Source organism: Desulfobulbus alkaliphilus (assembly GCF_016918545.1).
GTDB classification, from domain to species: Bacteria; Desulfobacterota; Desulfobulbia; order Desulfobulbales; family Desulfobulbaceae; genus Desulfobulbus; species Desulfobulbus alkaliphilus.
The window spans coordinates 65,847-86,623 of record NZ_JAFFQC010000017.1; the positions used below are offsets into that span (position 1 = coordinate 65,847).

General features: G+C 53.5%; 15 protein-coding genes and 1 rRNA gene. 9 read left to right on the plus strand and 7 right to left on the minus strand.

From position 1 onward, the window contains the following. Nucleotides 1–32 precede the first annotated feature (32 nt). From JWG43_RS10570 to JWG43_RS10600, 7 genes are all read left to right on the plus strand, one after another. The gene (locus tag JWG43_RS10570) at nt 33–632 is read left to right on the plus strand and encodes a 2-oxoacid:acceptor oxidoreductase family protein (protein ID WP_205242892.1); all 600 of its coding nucleotides are present in this window, start codon (nt 33–35) and stop codon (nt 630–632) included. After that, nucleotides 632–4,030: an FAD-dependent oxidoreductase gene (locus JWG43_RS10575; protein ID WP_205242893.1), complete on the plus strand. Its 3,399-nt coding sequence runs from the start codon at nt 632–634 to the stop codon at nt 4,028–4,030. Before JWG43_RS10570 ends, JWG43_RS10575 begins: the two co-directional genes overlap by 1 nt. Then, nucleotides 4,023–5,627, plus strand: a complete 1,605-nt coding sequence (locus JWG43_RS10580) for a hydrogenase iron-sulfur subunit (protein WP_205242894.1) — start codon at nt 4,023–4,025, stop codon at nt 5,625–5,627. Before JWG43_RS10575 ends, JWG43_RS10580 begins: the two co-directional genes overlap by 8 nt. Before the next feature lie 71 nt (nt 5,628–5,698). Then, on the plus strand, nt 5,699–8,128 hold the full coding sequence (gene hdrA2, locus JWG43_RS10585; RefSeq protein WP_205242895.1) for a CoB-CoM heterodisulfide reductase HdrA2: 2,430 nt from the start codon (nt 5,699–5,701) through the stop codon (nt 8,126–8,128). Between the two features lie 270 nt (nt 8,129–8,398). Next, nucleotides 8,399–8,929 carry a hypothetical protein gene (locus JWG43_RS10590; protein ID WP_205242896.1) on the plus strand — a complete coding sequence of 177 codons (531 nt, stop codon included), beginning with the start codon at nt 8,399–8,401 and terminating at the stop codon, nt 8,927–8,929. Between the two features lie 355 nt (nt 8,930–9,284). Next, entirely contained in the window at nt 9,285–9,797 is a 513-nt protein-coding gene (locus JWG43_RS10595; RefSeq protein WP_205242897.1) for a PaaI family thioesterase, read from the plus strand. 45 nt (nt 9,798–9,842) lie between these two features. Then, nucleotides 9,843–10,379, plus strand: coding sequence for a DUF4416 family protein (locus tag JWG43_RS10600; protein ID WP_205242898.1), 537 nt, complete (start codon nt 9,843–9,845; stop codon nt 10,377–10,379). Nucleotides 10,380–10,420: 41 nt separating this feature from the next. On the opposite strand, the gene JWG43_RS10605 is transcribed toward JWG43_RS10600, so the two are convergent. Further along, nucleotides 10,421–11,137 carry a TSUP family transporter gene (locus JWG43_RS10605; RefSeq protein ID WP_205242899.1) on the minus strand — a complete coding sequence of 239 codons (717 nt, stop codon included), beginning with the start codon at nt 11,135–11,137 and terminating at the stop codon, nt 10,421–10,423. Nucleotides 11,138–11,534: 397 nt separating this feature from the next. Continuing rightward, nucleotides 11,535–12,461 (minus strand): histone deacetylase family protein, encoded by a 927-nt coding sequence (locus JWG43_RS10610; RefSeq protein ID WP_205242900.1) that lies wholly within the window; start codon nt 12,459–12,461, stop codon nt 11,535–11,537. Between the two features lie 188 nt (nt 12,462–12,649). Here JWG43_RS10610 and JWG43_RS10615 point away from each other — a divergent pair, with 188 nt between their 5' ends. Beyond that, the gene (locus tag JWG43_RS10615; protein ID WP_205242901.1) at nt 12,650–13,195 is read left to right on the plus strand and encodes a nitroreductase family protein; all 546 of its coding nucleotides are present in this window, start codon (nt 12,650–12,652) and stop codon (nt 13,193–13,195) included. A gap of 131 nt (nt 13,196–13,326) precedes the next feature. Here the strand turns inward: JWG43_RS10615 and JWG43_RS10620 are convergent, their stop codons facing one another. The 4 genes from JWG43_RS10620 to JWG43_RS10635 all read right to left on the minus strand — a co-directional run bounded on the left by JWG43_RS10620 (nt 13,327) and on the right by JWG43_RS10635 (nt 19,659). Then, complete coding sequence (locus tag JWG43_RS10620; RefSeq protein WP_205242902.1) at nt 13,327–14,265, minus strand: 1-phosphofructokinase family hexose kinase; 939 nt, start codon at nt 14,263–14,265, stop codon at nt 13,327–13,329. Nucleotides 14,266–14,463: 198 nt separating this feature from the next. After that, nucleotides 14,464–14,844: a YajD family HNH nuclease gene (locus JWG43_RS10625; protein ID WP_205242903.1), complete on the minus strand. Its 381-nt coding sequence runs from the start codon at nt 14,842–14,844 to the stop codon at nt 14,464–14,466. A 546-nt stretch (nt 14,845–15,390) separates the two neighbouring features. After that, the gene (locus tag JWG43_RS10630) at nt 15,391–18,405 is read right to left on the minus strand and encodes a hybrid sensor histidine kinase/response regulator (RefSeq protein WP_205242904.1); all 3,015 of its coding nucleotides are present in this window, start codon (nt 18,403–18,405) and stop codon (nt 15,391–15,393) included. A 30-nt stretch (nt 18,406–18,435) separates the two neighbouring features. Beyond that, entirely contained in the window at nt 18,436–19,659 is a 1,224-nt protein-coding gene (locus JWG43_RS10635; protein ID WP_205242905.1) for an ABC transporter substrate-binding protein, read from the minus strand. A 441-nt stretch (nt 19,660–20,100) separates the two neighbouring features. On the opposite strand from JWG43_RS10635, the gene JWG43_RS10640 reads away from it, so the two are divergent. Further along, nucleotides 20,101–20,340, plus strand: a complete 240-nt coding sequence (locus tag JWG43_RS10640; protein ID WP_205242906.1) for a hypothetical protein — start codon at nt 20,101–20,103, stop codon at nt 20,338–20,340. A gap of 354 nt (nt 20,341–20,694) precedes the next feature. Here the strand turns inward: JWG43_RS10640 and rrf are convergent. After that, a 5S ribosomal RNA gene (rrf, locus tag JWG43_RS10645) occupies nt 20,695–20,777 on the minus strand; the annotation flags it as partial.

Below are 20,777 nucleotides of genomic sequence, written 5' to 3' on the forward strand. Positions count from 1 at the left end.
TCTATCTCCACGTACCGGTACCAATCACCATCATGAGCACACCAGCAAACAACATCCAGACCGAGATCATTGTCACCGGCTTTGGTGGCCAGGGCATCATCCTGGCCGGGCGTATTCTTGGCATGTCGGCCTCGCTTGGCGACAACAAGGAAAGCACTCTGGTGCAGGCCTATGGACCTGAATCCAGGGGCGGCGCCTGCAACGCCCAAGTCATCATCTCGGAGACCCCTATCCATTATCCTTATGTCAACGCCCCACATATTCTCATGGCTCTGTCCCAGGCCGGCTATGAAAAATTCACTCCGGCCCTGCGTGCTGATTCCATTCTTCTCGTCGACCAGGACCTGGTGCAACCTCAGGAGGTACCCTGCGATCACTTCGCCATCCCCGCTACCCGTATGGCCGAGAACCTGGGCAATAAAATGATGGCCAATATCATCATGCTCGGCTTCTGTACCGCCATCACCAAAGTCGTAACCACCGAATCGATCCAGGCCACCATTGCCGAGACGGTTCCCAAGGGCACGGTGGAACGGAACATCGAAGCGTTCAACAAGGGGTTCGACTACGGCCTTTCCACCCTTAAGGGACGAGAGAGGCGGGCCGCTGGCCAGACAGGAGCCATGGTATAATGAAACGACAGAAAGAGCGTCTCTATAAAGTGATCGTTGCCGGTGCCACCCCGGAGGGTATCGCCGCCACCAATAAACTCGGTGAACTGGGCATCCCGGTGACCCTGGTGGAATCAGCTCCTGACCTTGACCGAAAACTGGCGGCCGAGGAATACCGGCTGCCCTCGGGCCTGACCTTTAATTATGCCCACCGTCCCGGGCTGATCCGTATTGCCCGCAACAGCTCCATCCGCACCCTGCTGCCGGCAAAGATCAGTTCGATCAAGCACACCCACCAGGGATTCAGCGTTCGTATCGACCAGGAACAGACTTTCATCGACTCTGACCGATGTGCGCTGTGCGGCAAGTGTGTTGCCGTCTGCCCCGTTACCCAACCGGAAACCGGCAAGGCCCTGCATTTCCATGCCCGTACCAGCCTGCCCGGTCGACCCTATATCGACAAACGTAACCAACCGCTCTGTCAGGAAAATTGCCCTCTGGGGGTCAATGCCCAGGGCTACATCGCCCTGGCGTCCCAGGGCCGATATGAAGAAGCCCTGGCCTTGATTCGCAAGGATAACATTCTTCCCGGTATCTGTGGCCGTGTCTGCACCCATCCCTGCGAGGAGGCATGCCGCCGGGGTGGAATCGATGATCCGGTGGCGATCCGTGAGATCAAACGTTTCCTGGCTGACTACGAGAATTCTGATCCTTCTCGACAGGCCACAGCTGTCCAGACCCTGCTGGCCGACATCGAACCGACGAGGAGGGAGAAAGTTGCCATCATCGGTTCCGGGCCCGCTGGACTTGCCGCGGCCGCCGACCTGGCCCGCAGAGGCTACAGGGTCACTGTTTTTGAGAAGGAGGCCGAACCAGGCGGTCTGCTTCGCTACGGCATTGGCAGGCACCGTTTACCACGGGCCATTCTTGATCGTGAAATCAAGTATATCGAACAGATGGGTGTGACCTTTGTCACCAACCATCCCATTGACTTGTCCCGTGACCTCCAGCGAATGAGTCAGGATCATGACCGGGTACTCATCTCCACCGGCACCTGGTATGACCGGCAGATGGGTGTGCCGGGAGAAAACCTCGCAGGTGTTGAAGGCTGTCTGAACTTTCTGGCCCGAAGCCAATGGGAAGATCTGAATCGGATGGAAGGCAAGGTCGCGGTCATTGGTGACGGCAATTCCGCCTTTGATCTGGCCCGGACCCTGGCCCGAATGGGGGCCGAGGTCAGCATCCTGTCCTGGTTCGACCTTGACCGCATTCCCGCCGACCCGATTGAGGTCCGTGAAGCCCTCGAGGAAGGCGTCACCATCATCGATGCCACCCAGGTTATTGCCTTCCAGGGGGAAAACAATCGTCTTGCCCGCCTGCAATGCATGCCGACCGTACCCGGTCCGGCAGATGAGAAAGGAGTAGCCTGGCCGGTGGTTACCGAGGGCAGTCAGCCTTTTACCCTGGATGTTCAACGAGCCTTTGTCGCCATTGGTCAGGTAGGCGGGTACAATGCAGACAGTTTCAACGGTCTCCTGGCGGTCAGTGATCGCGGCTTCATCGTCACCGACGATAACCAGCGCACCACCCTGAGCAAGGTTTATGCCGGCGGCGACACGGTGTCCGGTCCCACTTCGGTGGTTCAGGCCATGGCTGCTGGCCGCGAGGCCGCTCGATCGATCCATGCCGACCTCACCGGCAGGGAGTGTCCCGTACCGATCTCCCGGCCAACGACACGAGATTTTCCCGCTATACCCGAGACACTCACACCATTGCACCGCACACCGGTTGCTGAACGACCGGCACAGGAGCGGAGAAAAGATTTCGACGAAGTGATCATGGGTTTCAATGCCCAACAGGTCAGCACCGAGGCAGGCCGTTGTCTGCAATGCGGCGTGTGCTCCGAATGTCTGCAATGTGTGGCTGCCTGTGGAGCCCTCAAGGCCATCGATCATCATCAGGAAAAGGAAGAGATCGTCGAACACTGCGGTGCTGTCATCGTTGCCGATCCGTCCCTGGCACCTTCCGGCATCAAGGGGGACGATATTATTCGTGCCTATGGACCCAAAGCGGCTCGACCGGATGTCAATGACATGGTGGTTCGCGGCTTTGACGCTGCGGCTCGGGCCATGCTCCTCCTCGGCGGAGCCTCCAGAAAAACCAAGGGCCATGGTCTTGCCTTTACTGTCCCGGACGCCGTTCTCTCCCCTGAAATCCGCATTGGCGTTTTTGCCTGCCGCTGTAACGATGCGCTCGGCTGGATGGATGAAATGAGCTCATACCTCGACCAGCTGAGCACAGAGGATACCCGCATCGCCCACGCGGAAACACTGCCCTCGGCATGTGTCAAGGAAGGTTACTCAGCTATCATCCGGGCTGTGCGGGAGAAATCGCTCACCCGCATAGTCCTTGCATCCTGTGTCTGTTGCCCCCTCAACTTTGTCTGCAGCGCCTGCACCGACCAGCGCAGCCGCCTGAAAAACAATCTGTTCCATGGAACCGGTATCAGCCGCTCCATGGTTGAAACCTGCAATCTGCGCGGCGAGATCCTCCGTCTGGTGGAAAACAAACCGGACTTGGCCCTGATACGGTTCAAAGGGCTCCTGCAACGGTCCATCAAGCGATCCGCAGTCCTCAAGCCCCTGCCGACAGTTGATCGCAACTACAATTTCGCCACCGCCGTCATCGGCACATCCCAGGCAGCCAACACCAGCGCCCTGACTCTGGCCGACACGGATCATGACGTCTTCCGCTTCGGAACAGCGGAGCAACCCCTGAAAAATCCGGTTGAACATGCCAATATCCACAATTTTCCGGACTGGAATGTTAAAGGGATCAGTGGCACGATCGGCGACTTCCAGATCCTGGTCGAATCCGAAGGGCATCAGCAGATCTTTCGCGTCGGCACGGTGATTCTCGGAGAAAAAGCACGTCGACGCATCGCCTATACTCATCAGGAAGGCCTCCCCAATACGACAGTCGAACCTGTCCTTCAGGAACGAGGGAAAAAAGGTGTTCCTTTTTCCTATCCGTGCGCCACCTCAGTACCTGGATTGTATCTGGCCGAGCCCTCCGGCATCAACGTCTCCAAACTTAAAAAAGGAACAGCGGCCGCAATCATGGTGGCAGCAACCATTCCTCGAGGCCCACGCCAGTCCAAAGGGTTTACCGCCACGGTGGACGAAAAATTATGCCGGGGTTGCGGTCGCTGCATCAACGTCTGCCTGTATCACGCAGTAACCTTGACGGCCAATGAGGCCAATGGCTGGCATGCGTATATCGATGAGGCCCTGTGCAAGGGTTGTGGCAATTGCCTTTCCGTTTGCCCCACCGGAGCCGCTGACAGTCCGTACCGTAACCGGGCCTATCTCGAGCAGGCTCTTGAGGAAGTACTCTCCAGGGACAGTGTCCATGAATAAAACCAACGAAAATTCATTGAATATCCTTCTTTTCCTGTGCAACTGGGGAGCGCACGCCGCTTTTCTGAACCTGCAGGATGAACAACGTCCCATCCCGGATGAAATCCGCATGGTGCGCACCCCCTGCACTGGTCGCATCGATCGGGCCATGATGCTCAAGGCCTTTGCCAAGGGCGCCGATGGGGTTGCTGTGGTCGGTTGTGAGCCAGGCACCTGCCGCTACGGCAGTGGGACGGCCACCTCCGTGCGCAACACCGGTGATATGCAACATATCCTCGATCTCATGGGCCTTGGTGGCGAGCGATTGCGCTTTGCCGCCTTTCTTCCCGAACAGTCAGAGGACATGCTCACCTTTCTCCAAGACTTCACTGCCGATATCCGCAAGCTCGGCCATGCCGGAATCGAGACTCTGCCGCCCCCGCCCATTGCGGATACGGCTCAGCGCAAGGAAGAATTGCAGCAGCTGGTAACCAACTTTGATATCCATGCTTGCCAGGATTGTGGCAAGTGCTCATCCGCCTGTCCGCTGGCCCTCGTCGGCAAAGCCTTCTCACCCCGTGCCATTGCCTCAGCGGTCATTACCGGCGGTATCCATGCTCCGGGGGTACGGGAAAACGCCTGGTCCTGCCTGACCTGCGGCCTGTGCTATGATCGCTGTCCCTCGGCGGTCAATTTCCCTGCCTTTATCAAAGACCTGCGCCACCTCTACCGCCAAAGTGAATTGAGCGGTCAGGAAGTGCATGGCGGTTTTTTTCACTCTCTGATGCGCTCCCTCACCTCGCCGGCGGTCAAGCCCCGTCGGTGGGCAGGCCTGCCCGAGGATATCCGTATCGATCCACACAGCACCACGCTGTTTTATGGTGGCTGTGCTCCATATTATGACATCTTTTTCAGCAAGCACAGCGACGTGGCAACCAGTACCATACTGGTCGACAGTCTCCGCCTGCTCAATTTCTTTGATGTGACCCCCCGCCTGCTCGAAGACGAACGTTGTTGCGGCCATGATCTGCTCTGGTCCGGTGACAAGGAAAATTTTTCCCGCCTGGCCCGCCTCAATGTCGATCGACTGCATGAGCTCGGGATAGAGACCGTGATTACCACCTGTCCCGAGTGCTTTATGACGCTGCACACCACCTATGCCGAACAGGGATTCGAACCACAATTCAACGTCATCCATCTCTACGATTTTCTCGAAGAGCAGATCGATAAAGGTGCGGTATGCTTTGAACCATTGGATCGGACCATCACCTTCCAGGATTCCTGCCGTCTCGGCCGTCTCGAAAACCGGGCGGATTTGCCGCGCAAATTGCTCAAACGACTCAAACCGGTCAGGTTTACGGAGATGAAAGAGTCCGGGGGGGCCTCCATCTGCTGCGGTAACTGCGCCTGGACCGGATGCGACGCCTACAGCAAAGCCATGCAGGTCAAACGCCTGGAACAGGTCCACGCCACAGGCAGCGATCTGCTGGTGACCGCCTGTCCCAAATGTCAGATCCACCTCAAATGCGCCATGGAAGATCCTTTCCGCCGTGAACAGCTGGGCATTGAAATGATGGACCTGACCAGCATTATTGCCCAGACCATACGCTGGGAATAAAGACTAAACGCTCACGGATTCAGGCCCCTGAACAAAAAAAAGGCCGACTCAAAGCTATTCGGAGAAAAAGCATGTCAAAATCCATACCAGTCAAACAAACCGCAACCGGCGATCAGAATCCGCGCATTGGCGTCTATGTCTGTCATTGCGGCCTCAATATCGCCCAGTCTGTTGACTGCGCCCACGTAGCGCAAACCGTTGAACAAGAGGATGGGGTTGTCGTATCCAAGGATATTGTCTATGCCTGTTCCGAGCCGGGCCAGCAGCAGATCAAACAGGACATCCTTGACAACGATATCGACAGGGTTGTTATTGCCTCCTGTTCACCGCGCCTGCATGAACCAACCTTCAAAAAGATGGTTGAATCGGTGGGCGTCAACCCCTATATGATGGACATGGCCAACCTGCGCGAACAATGCAGCTGGGTACACATGCACGAGCGGGAAGAAGCTACCCTCAAGGCGGAAACCCTGGTGCACATGTCCATTGCCCGGGTCCGTCAACTGGAACCCCTGATCGAGGACACCCTGCCGCTGACAGCCAAAACTTTGGTCATCGGTGGCGGTGTTGCCGGCATTCAAGCAGCCCTGGATCTGGCGGACAGCGGTTACGATGTCACCCTGGTGGAAAAAAGCCCATCCATCGGCGGCGTCATGGCCCAGATCGATAAGACCTTTCCCACCATGGATTGCTCCATTTGAATATTAGGTCCTAAGATGACGGATGTCGGTCGACATCCCCGCATACAATTGTTGACGCTAAGTGAAGTCGTCGATGTCAAAGGCTATGTTGGTAATTTCAAGGTTAAAATTATCAAGAAAGCCCGTTATGTCGATGAAACCAGCTGTACCGCCTGCGGCGATTGCGCCAATGTCTGCCCGGTGGTACGCCCCGATGAATTCAATATAGGTCTGGGGTCACGTAAGGCGATCTTCAGCCCTTTTCCCCAGGCGGTGCCCTCGGCCTTCCTGATCAACAGCAAGGAGTGTCTGGGACATAATCCGGCTGTGTGCTCAAAATGCGTTGAGGTCTGCGCCAAGAAGTGCATCAACTTCCACATGTCGGACGAAGAGATCATCGAAGAAGTGGGGACCATCATTGTCGCCACCGGACTCACCCCCTATGATCCCACCGAACTGGATGAATACGGCTACACCCGTTTCGATAATGTCCTGACCAGTCTGGAATTCGAACGGCTGGTCAACGCCAGTGGCCCAACCAAGGGGAATCTTATTCGCCCGACGGATCGTAAGCACCCGAAATCAGTCGGTTTCATTCAATGTGTCGGTTCCCGTTCCGCCCGGAAAGGTGGTTTGTACTGTTCCAATATCTGCTGCATGAACACCATCAAATCGACCTTCATCATCAAGGAGCATTATCCCGATGTCGAGGTCAAGGTGTTTTATATCGATATTCGCGCCTTTGGCAAAGGCTTCGAGGACCTGTATAGCCGCAGTCGCCGCATGGGAGCCCAATATATCCGCGGCCTGCCCGGTTCGGTGGAAGAAACCGATGACCGAAGCCTGCGTGTGGCAGTCGAAAACGCCGCCACCGGCAAACTTGAATTTCACGAGCTCGATATGCTGGTCCTGGCCCAGGGGATGAAGCCGGCACCCTCAACCCAACGTCTCCAGGAAATCATGGGGTTGCAACTGACCCCGGACGGTTTCTATCTGGAAGCCCATCCCAAACTGCAGCCAGTGGACGCCGCTACCCGCGGTATCTTTTTTGCCGGCTGCGCCGAGGGGCCCAAGGATATCAAGGAAAGCGTGACCCAGGCCTCGGCCGCGGCTATGCGGGCCATTCGTCTGATGTGTAAGGGGGAAATCACCACCGAACCCATTACCTCGGTGATCATCACCGAAAAGTGCAAGGCCTGCGGAAAATGCAGCGAGGTCTGCCCCTACAATGCCATAACTGTTGAGGTAAAAAATAAAAAACCGGCAGTGGTTAATTCCGCGGCCTGCTCAGGATGCGGTACCTGCTCGGCCGAATGCCGTTTTGATGCCATCAGCATGAACCATTTCACCGACGCCCAGATCATGGGTCAGGTCGACAGCATGCTTGAGACAGCCCCGGAAACGAAGATTCTGGCCTTTGCCTGCACCTGGTGTTCCTATGCCGGTGCCGACTATGCCGGAGTGTCCCGATTGCAATACCCGCCCAATGTTCATCTCATCCGGGTGATGTGCTCTGGCCGGGTGGACGAGAAATTTATCTGGGATGGTTTCCGCAAGGGGGCGCCAGTGGTTCTGGTAAGTGGCTGTCACATCGGTGACTGCCACTACATCGATGCCAACCATTGGACCGAAAAACGGGTTGCCCGCATCCATAAAAAAATGGAGAAAATCGGCCTGCGCCCTGAACGGCTGCAACTGGAATGGATCAGTGCCGCCGAAGGTATTCGTTTTGCTGAAACCATGAAACGAATGGAAAAAATCCGCCAGACCATCACTGCCGAGGAAATCGCTGAAACACAGAACATTCTCAGTAAACTCTGAACCTTGAGAGGGTGCTGGTCAACCGTTGCTAAAGATTGGGTATGTTATGATCGCCCACCTTGGCAACGCTGATTATTGGATTTTCAATCGGGAAATATTCTCCCTCAATCGCATCCGCCAACCATACAAATGTTGCAGAAACATCAAAATGATATATTTTTTAAATTATAATGAACTGGCCATTGGCAAAAAAAAGAGTACCACTGACCACCTTGTCGGTGGCAAGATATCAAGCAAGAACTCGATATCAAACAGAACAGGAGGAACACTATGTTGTTGAGAACCAGCGGTACCTTTTTCATGTCTTGTCTCGTCGTCGCCTGCATCGCCCTTATTTCCGCAAACACGAAGGCCGCTGAACCAGAAGCAGCTGAAGAGGCTGCCACTTGGACGCAGGCCGGCAAAGAAGTTAAGGAAGCGGCTGGTGCGATTTCCGAGGCAAGTAAAGAAACAGCGGCAAAAAGTTGGGAAGCGGTAAAAGAGGGCACCGATGCGGCTGTTGAAAAATCCCAAGAAGTCTGGGAAGCCACCACAGAGAAAGCGGGAGAGGTGAAAACAACCGTCTCCGAGAAAACCAAGACACTTGTTGGCGAGACCAAGGACGCGACTGAACCGACTGTCGAGGGAGCGAAAGAAGCCGTAGACGCAACCAAGGAGATGGGACAGGAGGCCGTGGAAACTACCAAGGAAATGGGGCAGGAGGCCGCAGAAAAAGCTGATGAGACCCTGGAAAAGGTCCAGGAAAAAATCCATGAAGCAACCGCTCCCGAAACTCCAGAGGCAGAGACCACCACGGAATAAGTATTATGCTCCTCTCTTGCCGGAACATGGGGGCAGGAGCGTACTGAAAAATCTTCCTGTGTGGTATTCACCGGGGGCAAGCAAAGGATATTTTCCCTGCTTCCTGATGGATCAACTAATCAACTAATGACATCAGGCTGGACCGGGTTAGACCATTTAACCCGGTCCCTCTTTCCTTCGCAATCCAGCAACCAAAAGCCGCTCGTGGCTCTCGCTTGTCATCCTTGACCGGCTTTTTTTTCCCGCGATCACCTGCGGAAACCTCCATTGAAAACAGCTCGGCTGCCACCATCAAAGCCCATTGGCGCCGGAGAAGTATCCGACCATACCCTGACCTCCGGAGTACCGTTCTTTTATGCACATCGACCATCCTTCCTTGAAAAAAGTCGTCAACCTTGACGGCCAGACCTGTTTTGGTTGCGGTACCGACAACCCTATCGGTCTGCACATGGATTTTTTCACCGATGGTCAACAACTGTATTCCTTTGTTACCGTGCCGGCAACAATGGCCGGTTGGGATAAAACCGTGCATGGGGGGATTCTTGCCACGTTGCTCGATGAAATCATGGGCTGGTCGGTAATCTACCTGCTGAAAAAAATCGGGGTGACCACATCCATGACAGTGGACTTCAAGAAACCCGTGCAGGTGGAACAACTGTTGACCGTTGTCGGCTGGATCCAGGAAATACCCTCGGACAGACAGGTCGTGGTCAGTGGCGAACTCATCACCGGGGAAGGGACCGTCTGCGCTGCGGCCACCGGTACCTTTGCCGCTCTGTCCGCCCAGGCCGCCGTCCGGCTTGGGGTCATGGGGTCCACGTACATGGAGCGGTTTCTACCTGTTCTGCAACAAAACCAGCAAGCATGATCCACTTTGAGGTCTGCTGGTCAGAAAAAGCAGGGAGCTGATGCGATGGGGCAAGGACGGCCGCCTAATCCGGTTAAATTGATCTGCGGGCTCCTGGCATGCGACCTTTCCGCCCTTGATGCGGCGAGAACGAAACTGGCGGCCCAACTGGGTCCCCTGGACCTGATCAGCGAAACCTGGCCCTTTGAACAGAGCGATTACTACACTCGGGAGACCGGCCCGGCAATTCTGCGCCAGTTTGTTGTTTTTGACAAGCTGATCGATCCAGGCCATCTGGCACGGATCAAACACATCACCAATCATATCGAACAGGATCTGATCAGAGAATTGGCCGCTCCCTGGCCGCGCCCGGTCAATATTGATCCCGGCCTGATCGAGCCGAGCAAGCTGGTCCTTGCCTCGACCAAAAACTTTGCCAATCGAATCTATATCGGCGAACATATCTATGCCGAGGTAACTCTCGCCTATGTGCATGGGGCCTGGCAGGCTTTTCCCTGCACCTTTCCGGATTTCAGAAGTGGCAGATATGACCGATTCCTGACCCGTGCCCGTCAGCGCCTCATCACACAACTCAGGATATAATGTATTTCTTTCAGTATCCTGGATTCGTGAGAGTTCCATTGTCACTTGACAAGCATCAGCAACCCCAGAACCATCAGTACCCCATACACCACCTGTACATACAGGCGGCGGTTAATCCTTTCGGAAATCCGTGAACCAATAATCGTACCGGCAAACACAAAAGGCAGGGTCACCGCAAAATAGCTTAAAATCCTCGTATCGATCAGGCCGCTGAAGGTATGTACCCCGGCGGTATAATATCCGACCAGCATGAAAAAACCGGTGAGGGTAGCTTTAATTTCATCTTTTTTCCAGTCATGCAAGGTCGTATAGATAATAGCCGGTGGTCCTCCGGCAGCCAGGAGGGCGTTGATGACCCCAGAGAGAAAGCCAGCGAGATATCCCCAGATAAGCGATGGATTGAGCGCCCTGGGACTGAATAAAAGATTCAAGCAACTCACCCCGACAAGCAGGATACCAAGCAGATTTTTTATCAGCCCCTGGTCAACCATTCTGAGCAGCATAGTGCCAACAACGACACCTGGGAGGGAGCCGAGAAGCAAAGGCAGAATTTTCCGGTGATCAAGGAGACGTCGAAGATCATAGGCCATGGTCGTCGAAATGATCAGCGTGCTGAGGATGCACAGACTTACCGCTGATTTGACATCCATGACCAGGCAAAGCAAGGGGATAGCCAGCAGACCAGCTCCAAAACCTGTCAACCCCTGCACAATGCCGGCAAAAAGAAAAATGAGACTGGCAAAAAGAAAAGTGGACACGGGGTTTCGCGCTCCGAATAGACCTTCCGCAGACAACAGACAGGTCTGTTGCTCAGAAAGATGGTGGCTACATCTTCAGGGTCAGGGTATGGATCGGGGCCGATACGCGCCCATACTGCGCAACCGAAAGCGACACCTTAGTGGTGTGAGCTGGGTGCGGCTGATTTTCTTAACTACCTGAATCCGTGAGCGTTCGTCCGTGCGTCAGCTTCGTTGTTCGTGACCGTTCGATGAAAGTACACTGTATCGGACGGGTAAGGGCAATGAAGATGGCGTGCGGACGGATGCCCCCAAGGGCGGCTGGTGATTTTTTTTCAAGGGTTTAGCTGAAATTATAATCTTATTACAGCAAGATATATCCAAAAAAGTGTCCAACCGTCACGGATTCAGGAAATATTTACCGCCCAAGCAGAGCCTTGATATGTGCTTCAACGGCCAGCGCCAATCCTCCGGTATTGTAGCCCCCCTCCAGGACCGAGACAACACGCGATTGTGCCGAAAGATCAGCAAGGGACATAACCAGTCTGGTCAGCTCAGCAAATCCGGCGTCACTGATGGCAAAATCACCCAGATAATCGGCCTTGCGACTGTCAAATCCTGCTGAAATCAGAATCAATTCCGGCGCAAAACTCTGTGCGGCCGGAACAAGCTGGTCCGTGAAGGCTTTGACAATGTCGCTGTCATCGGCACCAGGGGGCAGTGGCACATTGATGTTGAATCCCTTGCCCTTGCCGCTACCGACCTTATTTGCCGACCCGGTCCCTGGAAAAGCATGCAAGGCGTGGGTGGAAAAAAACAGGACATTCGGATCTGCATAAAAAGCCCATTCCGTCCCGTCGCCATGATGATAATCCCAATCGACGATGAGTACTCTGGTCAGTTTATGTTCTCGCTGGGCATAACGAGCGGCCAGGGCGATGTTGTTGTAAAAACAGAACCCGGACTCTCCATCATCCGCGGCATGGTGTCCAGGCGGCCGCACCGCGCAAAAAGCATTGGCCACGACACCGGTGCAGACCGCATCCACAGCGGAAAGCACCCCGGCAACTGCCAAACGACAGATGGACTCGTCTGGTGCCTGCCATTGAATACGCCTGATATGGTTGTCCGGGTGAACGGTACGCAAGTACGGTTCAGGATCAACGGTGGGTTCGATGCGCTGGACAGCTTTATCCAGTCCGGAGATTTCCAGTTGACGACGAATTGCCAGCAACCGCTCAGGTGACTCAGGATGCCCAAGACCAATGTCATGATCGATATATCGTTCATCCATCACCAGACCGGTGGTAAATGCACCATTACCTTGTTTCGACTTTGTTTGCATAGTGTCCTCCTCGTTTACAAATACCGGATCTTGAATACAGGTACCTCTCGGGAAATTTGCTGTTTTCCGTATCCTGAATGCTGCCTGTTGATGCAGGACCGATCCTTGCCGGCACTTCTCCTTACAATACAGACTCTCCCATCCCAACATCATGGGACTTACGAGAACATTACCACAGGAGCATACTGATGCATTTTTCAGAATTAATCGCCATCCGACAGAGTGTCAGAGCCTATGCCGACACACCGGTTGAAGCAGAAAAACTTGTCCTTTTGATCGAAGCGGTACGGCTGGCACCTTCAGCCAGTAACTCCCAGCCCTGGAAACTCATACTCGTCGATGACCTTGAACTGAAAAACAAGGTGGCGCAGGCTACTTTCAGTCCTTTGGTTTCCTTTAATAAGTTTGCACCCCAGGCACCGGTTCTGGCCGTCCTGGTTATGGAAAAACCCAAATGGATCACTCAGATCGGTGGCATGCTCAAATCAAGGGAGTTTCCATTAATCGATATCGGCATAGCTGCCGAACATTTTTGTCTGCAGGCAGCCGAATTAGGTTTGGGCACCTGCATGCTCGGCTGGTTTGACGAACCTGTCATCAAACAATTGCTGCATATCCCGAAGCAAAAACGCATAGGGCTGGTTATCACCCTCGGCTACGCCAAGGCAGGCACCTCTATGCGGAAAAAAATCAGAAAAAGCCGTGAACAGATGTGCAGCTATAACCGCTACTGACCGGTACAAACCATTTTAACGCGTCCAAGCTGTTGATGAACCTGCAAAGCACGGAGACCACGCACAGGTAGCAGATGATGATCATGCTGCTGCATCCGGTAATATCGATCTCAGATGACGACTCACAATATTTATTCGCTCTTTTTAATAATTTTGGCATACAACCGCTCGGCGTCTTCCCGACGACACAACTCTGAACCAGGAGTCATGACCGCGGCGGCACCAGAGGCCACGCCGAAATAGCAAGCCTCTCGGAGGCTTGCCCCCCGCGCCAATTGCAGAACCAGACCAGCCACCATACTGTCACCTGCCCCGACCTTGCTGATAATCGGTACCGTTGGCGGCCGGATATGTTCGGTATTCTCTGCCGATACCAGCAAGGCACCGGCCGAACCAAGAGATATAACCAGAACCTCACACCAGCCTTTTCGTACCATCTCCAAGGCCTCTGCTTCGAGTTCCAACTCTTCTTTGACATCCTTTCCTGACAGTTCCTTGAATTCACGAATATTAGGTTTAATCAGGTAGACGCCTTCCCCGAGAGCCTCTTTAAGAGCATCACCGGAAACGTCGACAATGACTCTGGCGCCATGCTCTTTGCCTATCTTCGCCACTTGAGCGTAAGCATCGGTGGGTATACCCGGGGGCAGACTGCCGCTGGCAACCAGATAATCGGGAGGTGGATCAAGTGCGGAGACTTCCTTGAGGCATTGAAGCCACTCTTCCGGGTGCAGTGTTGGTCCCGGCATGCCAAAGCGGTATTGCAGCCCGGTAGCCTCCTCCAGGACAGCAAGGCTCTCACGGGTCATACCTGTTATGGGAATACGGCGCTGATCCAGACCTTCCTCGGCGAGGAGTTCCTCCAGCCTGTTGCCGGTATATCCCCCGGCGGCATAAAGCAGTCGTGAACTGCCACCGAGTTTTTTGATCGCCCGGGCGACATTGACCCCTCCTCCACCGGGCTCGAAGTGCGGGTCTGTGCAATACAGTTTTCGCTCGGCAACAACATGATCGATACGGGCGCTCTTGTCTATTGCCGGATTAATCGTCAAGGCAACTATTTTTTTCATAAGTCGGTCTCCGTGTATCTATTAAAAAAACGATCTGCCGGTCGAAAAATCTGCTTGTTAGCATTGATAATGGAGATACCCTAACCAAGGAAGCAATCGTGCCGGCGCGAAGATATCCTTGTGTCAGCCTGACAGGTATTTGTGTTAACGAATTGTATTTCGATAAAAAAACACAGCCACAAGAAAAAATTTCCGACCTCACCGCCCCTTTTCCTGGCAAGGTGTGGAGGTCCCTGGATCAGGTTCGTCTGATTCATCGCCTTGATGGGATCTACCGGATTTTTGCACTAATGCGCCAAGTCCCGCAAAGGGGGAGTGGGTAGTAATCGGTGTTTTATCGGTATCGGCATTATGGCTAGGCAACCATTGAGCATCAAGATGACGGGCATGTTCGTTATCGTGGCAATAGATACATAATAACTCCCAGTTACTGCCATCGAGCGGGTTGTTTTGGTAATTATGGTCCTTATGATGGACCGTGAGTTCCCGCAAGTTTTTTCTGGTAAAATCCCGCCCGCAACTTGCACAAACCCAAGAGAATAATTTCAAGGCCTTTTCTCGATACTCTGCCTTTTTCATACCAATCTTTTCGTTCTAAAACTACACAATGATTGTCACGCCTGGCCCACTGGAATAACGAACATCTTCTCTCGGATCAGTTGTTCCATGGATCTCAAAAGCCCCGCAAGAACACCCTCTGGTGGATACATATACCGTGCTCATCAGACCACAGTATCTGGTTATTGTCCATTCGGAAACGAGATAATATAGTCTGACCTGAATCCGTGAGCGTTCGTCCGTGCGTCAGCTTCGTTGTTCGTGGCCGTTCGATTAAAGTACACTTTATCGGACGGTTACGGGCAATGAAGATGGCGTGCGGACGGATGCCCCGAAGGGTGGCGGGTGCAAGTAATTGCCAAGGATTCCGCTGCAATTACAAAATGATTACAGTAATATATACACAAAACAAGAGTCCAGTCGTCACGGATTCAGGTCTGAATCAAGGCATGCTGGCGAACGGTCCCGTTCTCAGGTCAGGCAGCCTGTTGCTTGCACCTGGTGATTTTTTCGTGGATTGAAGCGCGGAAAAAATCATTTTGTTCATTCTGACACTCTCGATGCAACTCAATATTTATAGGTAAATATTCGCTCCAATTCTTCCTGTAGCTGTCTGAGGTTGTATGGTTTCTGGAGAAAACCATCTGGTTTTGGACCATGGAAACGGGCCGTGGCCTCTTGCGAGCTGAAACCGCTGCAGAGGATGACCGGCACCCCCGGTCGTATTCGCTGCAATTCAGTGAAGGTCGCCATCCCGTCCAGGTTGGGCATCATCAGATCGAGGAATACGCAGGCAATATCCCTGGCCCGAGCCCGGAAAAGGCGTACAGCCTCTACTCCGTCGACTGCTTCCAGGGTCTCGTAGCCCATGTGTCGCAGAACCTCGACGCAAAAATCACGGACCATGTCCTCATCGTCCACCACCAGGATCAGGGAACCTTGCGCAGGTTGCAGCGCTGTCCGCCAAGGTACGGTTTCCGTTGTTGATGCCGCCTCCACCAGTTGTATCGGTTCTCTTTCCCCGGTAACAAGGTCCTCTGAAACGGGAAAAAGCACCCTGAAGGTTGCCCCCTGCCCCAAGGAACTTGTGACCATAATCCCGCCGCCGTGACCACGAAGTATACCTTGAACCGCGGCCAGGCCCAGACCGCGACCGGTGAACTTGGTAGTGAAAAAGGGATCAAAGAGCCGCTGCAAGGTCTCCGTATCCATTCCTTCCCCCTGATCCGCAACCTCCAGCCAGACAAACCAGCCGGGATCAGGCCCGGGCTCGATCAGTGTCTGCCTGAGATAATCAGCATCACAGTACACAACACCCGTGGACAATGTCAGAACCCCACCGGGCCTGTTTTCCATGGCCTCTGAAGCGTTGGTGATCAGATTCATGACCACCTGACGCAACTGTCCTTCGTCGCCGCTGATCGACGGGAGGGGTTCCGTCAGTTGCAGGGTCAGACTGATGGTCCTGGCGATGGATGTCCTGAAGATGTCGACATTGTCCCGTACCAATTGATTGAGATCAACCGCGGTAATGACAAAATGACCTTTGCCTGAATAGTCCAGCATCTGCCGGGTCAGGCCGGCTGCCTGACGAGCCGCTTTTTCAGCTTGCTGCAATCGTTGCCTCCAAGGGGCGTCCTCGGGTGTCAGCACCATTACCAACTCTATATTTCCCAGCATGGCGGCGAGGAGATTGTTGAAGTCATGGGCAATACCGCCGGCCAACACGCCCAGACTCTCGAGTTTCTGGGTGTGCAGCAATTGACGCTCCATCTCGAGTCGTTGATTCTCCAGGCGTTTACGATCCGACACATCAATTATCAATCCTTCCAGGGCCAGCAATTCATCATCCTCGAACACCCCTATTCCCTGCTCGAATACCCATTTCTCCTGGCCAGAGGCAGTGATTAATGGATACTCATGCTGAAAGGGCTGCCTGAGGCTTAAAGCCTCTTGCCAGGCATCCCGGAGTTGCTGTCGGTACCGTGGATGAATAACGTCACTGAAACTGAGCCGCTGATTATGGAGAAAGTCCTCGGGTTGATAACCGGTCAATTCGACACAACCCTGACTGACGAATTCCATGGTCCAGGTCGGATCAAATTGACATCGGAAGGCCATGCCCGGCAGGTTGGCAAGCAGATTCGCCAGAAATCGCCGATTTTCTTCCAGTTCGCTCGTCCGTACAGCGACCAGTTCAGCGAGATGTTCCTGGTGTTGGCGTACCTCTGCCTGTGACGCCCTCAACCGGGTAACCATATCACCAAGTGCGATTCCCAGGACATCATTGCTGGAAGCACTGGCCACATCACGATCCAGGTCACCAAGGGCCACGTCGGTCGCGGTGCGTGCCTTGCCCTGCAGATAGGCGATCATGGCGGCAAAAGATCGCTCGGATTCCCGCAGACGCCAAATCATATTGTCAAAGGCCTCGGCCATGCGGCCGACTTCATCCGTGCGTCTGATCCGCAGCGGTTCAGCGGTGATGGTCAGGTCGGCCCGCAGATCTCCGATGGACAATCTCCTGAAATTATCGGAAAGAGCTCGTAAATCAACCTCGGCAATGTGGCGTGAGGTCAGCATAACCTTATTGAGGGCAGTGGCAATCCCTCGGGAAACGATGAGACTCAAGGCCAGGGCCAAGAAGAAGATGACCAGCAAGGAACCAAGAATTTCATGACCTACCCGTTCCAGAAATCGACTGGTGCTCTGCTCCCGGTCGATCACCTGACCGGCAATTGCCTCGACGATGCGCTCCACCGCCTCTGCTGTTTCCCTTTCCAGGCCTCGCAACGTGTGTCGGACCAGGTGATGTTGTCGCTGAAAATTTCGATGCTGCTCAACCATGACGACCTTGAATTCACGCATCGATGAGCGAACCAGGTCAATCTGTTGCAGATGACGGGGATCGTTGACTATGGTTACCAAACCATCGATGGCTGCCAGCGCCTCGGCCAGCGCATGATCAAAGAGCACAACATCTCGTTCGTCCCCCTGTTGCAGATAACGGGTTGAATACATGAGCATACGCTGGAAAGCTTCCTGTGTGTTACCCAACAACAGGAAGGCTGACACATTCTCAAAAGAAGTGATCGCCGTACGGATGGAACCAAGCAGGTTTTCCATGCGAAATTTAAGCACGTTGAGATCGCGAAACTCGCTATCCTGACGGGCCTCAATCAACGCGACCACCTCATGAAAACCGTGCGCATAGGCATCTATCAGTTCCGTCAATTCCGTGACCAGATGGCGCCGATCGGGATCATTAACGATGTCGCATGCCTGCGTCACCAACTCTTGCAACAAGACCATCTCACTGTGGAATTGGTTGAGACTGGCTTGGGCCCGGGTATCCATGAAGGAGTGAGCAGACAGCCGGACCGCCATGGTCCTGGTGGTTATATCTCTGGCCAGACGCATCTCATTGGAGAGATTCCTCGTATAGACCGTAAAGGAATCTGATATTTCCGCCATACGCCAGAAGGCTAAAAAGACAACGCCGGCCAAAAGCAGACAGAGAACGCAATAACCTGAAAATATTTTGCCACCAACGGTGAGCAGCGGGGAGTTAGATTTCATCATCCAGGAAAACCAAACACTTGCCTAACCCTGTCAATGTGCACAGGTTTGCGATGGAACAAACCATTGGGACAACCCGGATTGCAAGGCATCAGCCGCCTGACGAGGGGTTAAACGACCGTTGAGGACTTTCAGGGACAGATGTTCAAGGAGATAATACCCATCAGGTTCACCGTCGCGCAGTTTGTCCCAGACAAAGCGGATATCCTCCTCCCTGTCCGCGGAAAGATCCAGAAATGATTGCATATGAACATTGTTCAAATCCGGCCTGACGGAATGCATAGGAAAAAAACCCGGCAAAAGGTCGGCCATCAGTTTGCCGGCTTCGGGTGAGGTTAACCAGGATAAAAATACCATCGCCGCCTCCTTATGCTCGGATGCGGCATTCAACCCCATACCCGCGTCCGGATGGAAGACTACGGTTGGTGACTCGCCTTCCGGGGAGGGCGGTGCAAAAATGTCCCAGGAAAAAGGAAGCTGCTCGTGTTCAAATAGAATGATATCCCAGGATCCGCCCATCCACATGGCAGCCTGCCCTCGAAAAAAAAGGGAAAGACTATCCGTGTATTTCAGTAATGCATGGTTTTTTGGAAAAAAAGGGCTGAGATCAGCCAGGGCCTGAAAGGCATTGATCATATTCTGGTCGTTCAAGCAGCGTTCTCCAGTAAGATAGGCCAATCGTCCTTCTCGACCGCCGATGAAATTCGGGAGAATATTCATCATCACAATTTCATTGATAGTCCAGGCGTCCCCCGAAGCATTGGCAAAAGGGATCACCCCGGATTCAGCAAAGGTGCGGGCAACGAGGAGTAACTCCTCCCAGGTGTCCGGCACGGAGACATTGAGATGATGAAACAGATCCTTGTTGTAATAAATACCATGGGACACAGCGATAAAGGGCACCCCGTACACGGAACCATCGTCGCCCTGCCACGGCTGCAGATGGGATGCTTGAAAGCTGGTTCGCAACCCGGGCATGTTATCGAGCGGTTCGAGAAAACCGCTATCATATAGTTTTCTGGACGTGCTGTACGAGCGCAGATACATAAGATCAGGCGCGGTTCCCCCTTGTAACTGGGCGGATAAGACCTGATCATATTGCGGTGGTGTGGTGGGATCGAATCGGATGCGGATGTGGGGGAATTTGAGATGAAAATAATCCAAAAAATTGTACATTTGAACAATATCATCAACCCTCCAGGATCCCATGGTCAGCACAGTGGTCTGTTCCTGGGCATGGATAACGGGTGGAATCATCCAGATCTGCAGAACGAGACAAAGGAAGATACGGCGAAACTGAACAACAAGTGAATGTTTGCAAGAAAGAAGCACAGCCTGAACCTCACGCCTGGTACAAAAGGAAGAGAAAAGTAGACAAAAATAATTGCTTGCCTGTAGTATAGCATGTCTCGGTTTGAATACCAGAACCAGTTCTGTTCTGACAGATCCGGCTCCTACTTTTGTAAACATTCACCGGGTACATGCAAAAGGCTGCCTGACCTGAGAATTTGCGCCGTTTACCAGCGCTTCATCACGGATAAGCAGGCTGCCGGGCTCTGATCAATCTATGCACGGCAGGCTGATCGTCCATATATGGAATGCCGAGGAACGGTTATTACTTTTTATCAGAGTGGGGTGTGTTGGAGGCCCTGGGCGCTGTTTCAGGGCTCCCGTCCTGATCATGATTGAGGAGAGAAAATGCTGACTATAGAAAACCACACGGTACTCGTTGCTCAAGAGACTACAAAGTTGCTGGGGTTCCGGCTTGAGGATACCTCCCGGGCTCCAGCGGTTATAGTGTTTATCGATGAGCAAAAACCACAACTCCTGCCCTTGCGACAGGGGCAGACACCACCGACCAAGGTCAAATCGGCCAACATGGAGACTGAAATTGAGATTATTACTTATGCGGAAATTGATCAGTATCTGAACCGGTAACCAGGTATGCCCTCCGCCATGAAAAATTTGGTCGGTGTGGAGGGGTACTGGTTCCTGGATCCGTGAGTGTTTGTCCGTGCGTCAGCTTTGTTGTTCGTAACCGTTCGATTAAAGTAGACTTTATCGGACGGTTACGGGCAATAAAGATGGCATGCAGACAAACGTCCCGAAGGCGGCGGGTGACGACATATTGCAAAGAAAATCGCCGCATTTATAACCTATTTACAGTGAAATGTACTCTAAGAAAGACTCCAGACGTCACGGATTCAGGTGGTTGGAAGATGGAACTGGAGATAAGGAACGGACAAAAAAAACCCCCGTTGATCGATTGATCGACGGGGGTTTTTTGTAGAGGATCGGCGGCGACCTACTCTCCCACATAGTTTCCCATGCAGTACCATCGGCGCTGAAGAGCTTAACTTCCGTGTTCGGAATGG

Coding starts and splice junctions, on each gene's coding strand:
- JWG43_RS10570 (WP_205242892.1), top strand. CDS start 33: ATGAGCACACCAGCAAACAACATCCAGACCGAGATCATTGTCACCGGC.
- JWG43_RS10575 (WP_205242893.1), top strand. CDS start 632: ATGAAACGACAGAAAGAGCGTCTCTATAAAGTGATCGTTGCCGGTGCC.
- JWG43_RS10580 (WP_205242894.1), top strand. CDS start 4,023: ATGAATAAAACCAACGAAAATTCATTGAATATCCTTCTTTTCCTGTGC.
- JWG43_RS10590 (WP_205242896.1), top strand. CDS start 8,399: ATGTTGTTGAGAACCAGCGGTACCTTTTTCATGTCTTGTCTCGTCGTC.
- JWG43_RS10595 (WP_205242897.1), top strand. CDS start 9,285: ATGCACATCGACCATCCTTCCTTGAAAAAAGTCGTCAACCTTGACGGC.
- JWG43_RS10600 (WP_205242898.1), top strand. CDS start 9,843: ATGGGGCAAGGACGGCCGCCTAATCCGGTTAAATTGATCTGCGGGCTC.
- JWG43_RS10610 (WP_205242900.1), bottom strand. CDS start 12,461: ATGCAAACAAAGTCGAAACAAGGTAATGGTGCATTTACCACCGGTCTG.
- JWG43_RS10615 (WP_205242901.1), top strand. CDS start 12,650: ATGCATTTTTCAGAATTAATCGCCATCCGACAGAGTGTCAGAGCCTAT.
- JWG43_RS10620 (WP_205242902.1), bottom strand. CDS start 14,265: ATGAAAAAAATAGTTGCCTTGACGATTAATCCGGCAATAGACAAGAGC.
- JWG43_RS10625 (WP_205242903.1), bottom strand. CDS start 14,844: ATGAAAAAGGCAGAGTATCGAGAAAAGGCCTTGAAATTATTCTCTTGG.
- JWG43_RS10630 (WP_205242904.1), bottom strand. CDS start 18,405: ATGATGAAATCTAACTCCCCGCTGCTCACCGTTGGTGGCAAAATATTT.
- JWG43_RS10635 (WP_205242905.1), bottom strand. CDS start 19,659: ATGATTCCACCCGTTATCCATGCCCAGGAACAGACCACTGTGCTGACC.
- JWG43_RS10640 (WP_205242906.1), top strand. CDS start 20,101: ATGCTGACTATAGAAAACCACACGGTACTCGTTGCTCAAGAGACTACA.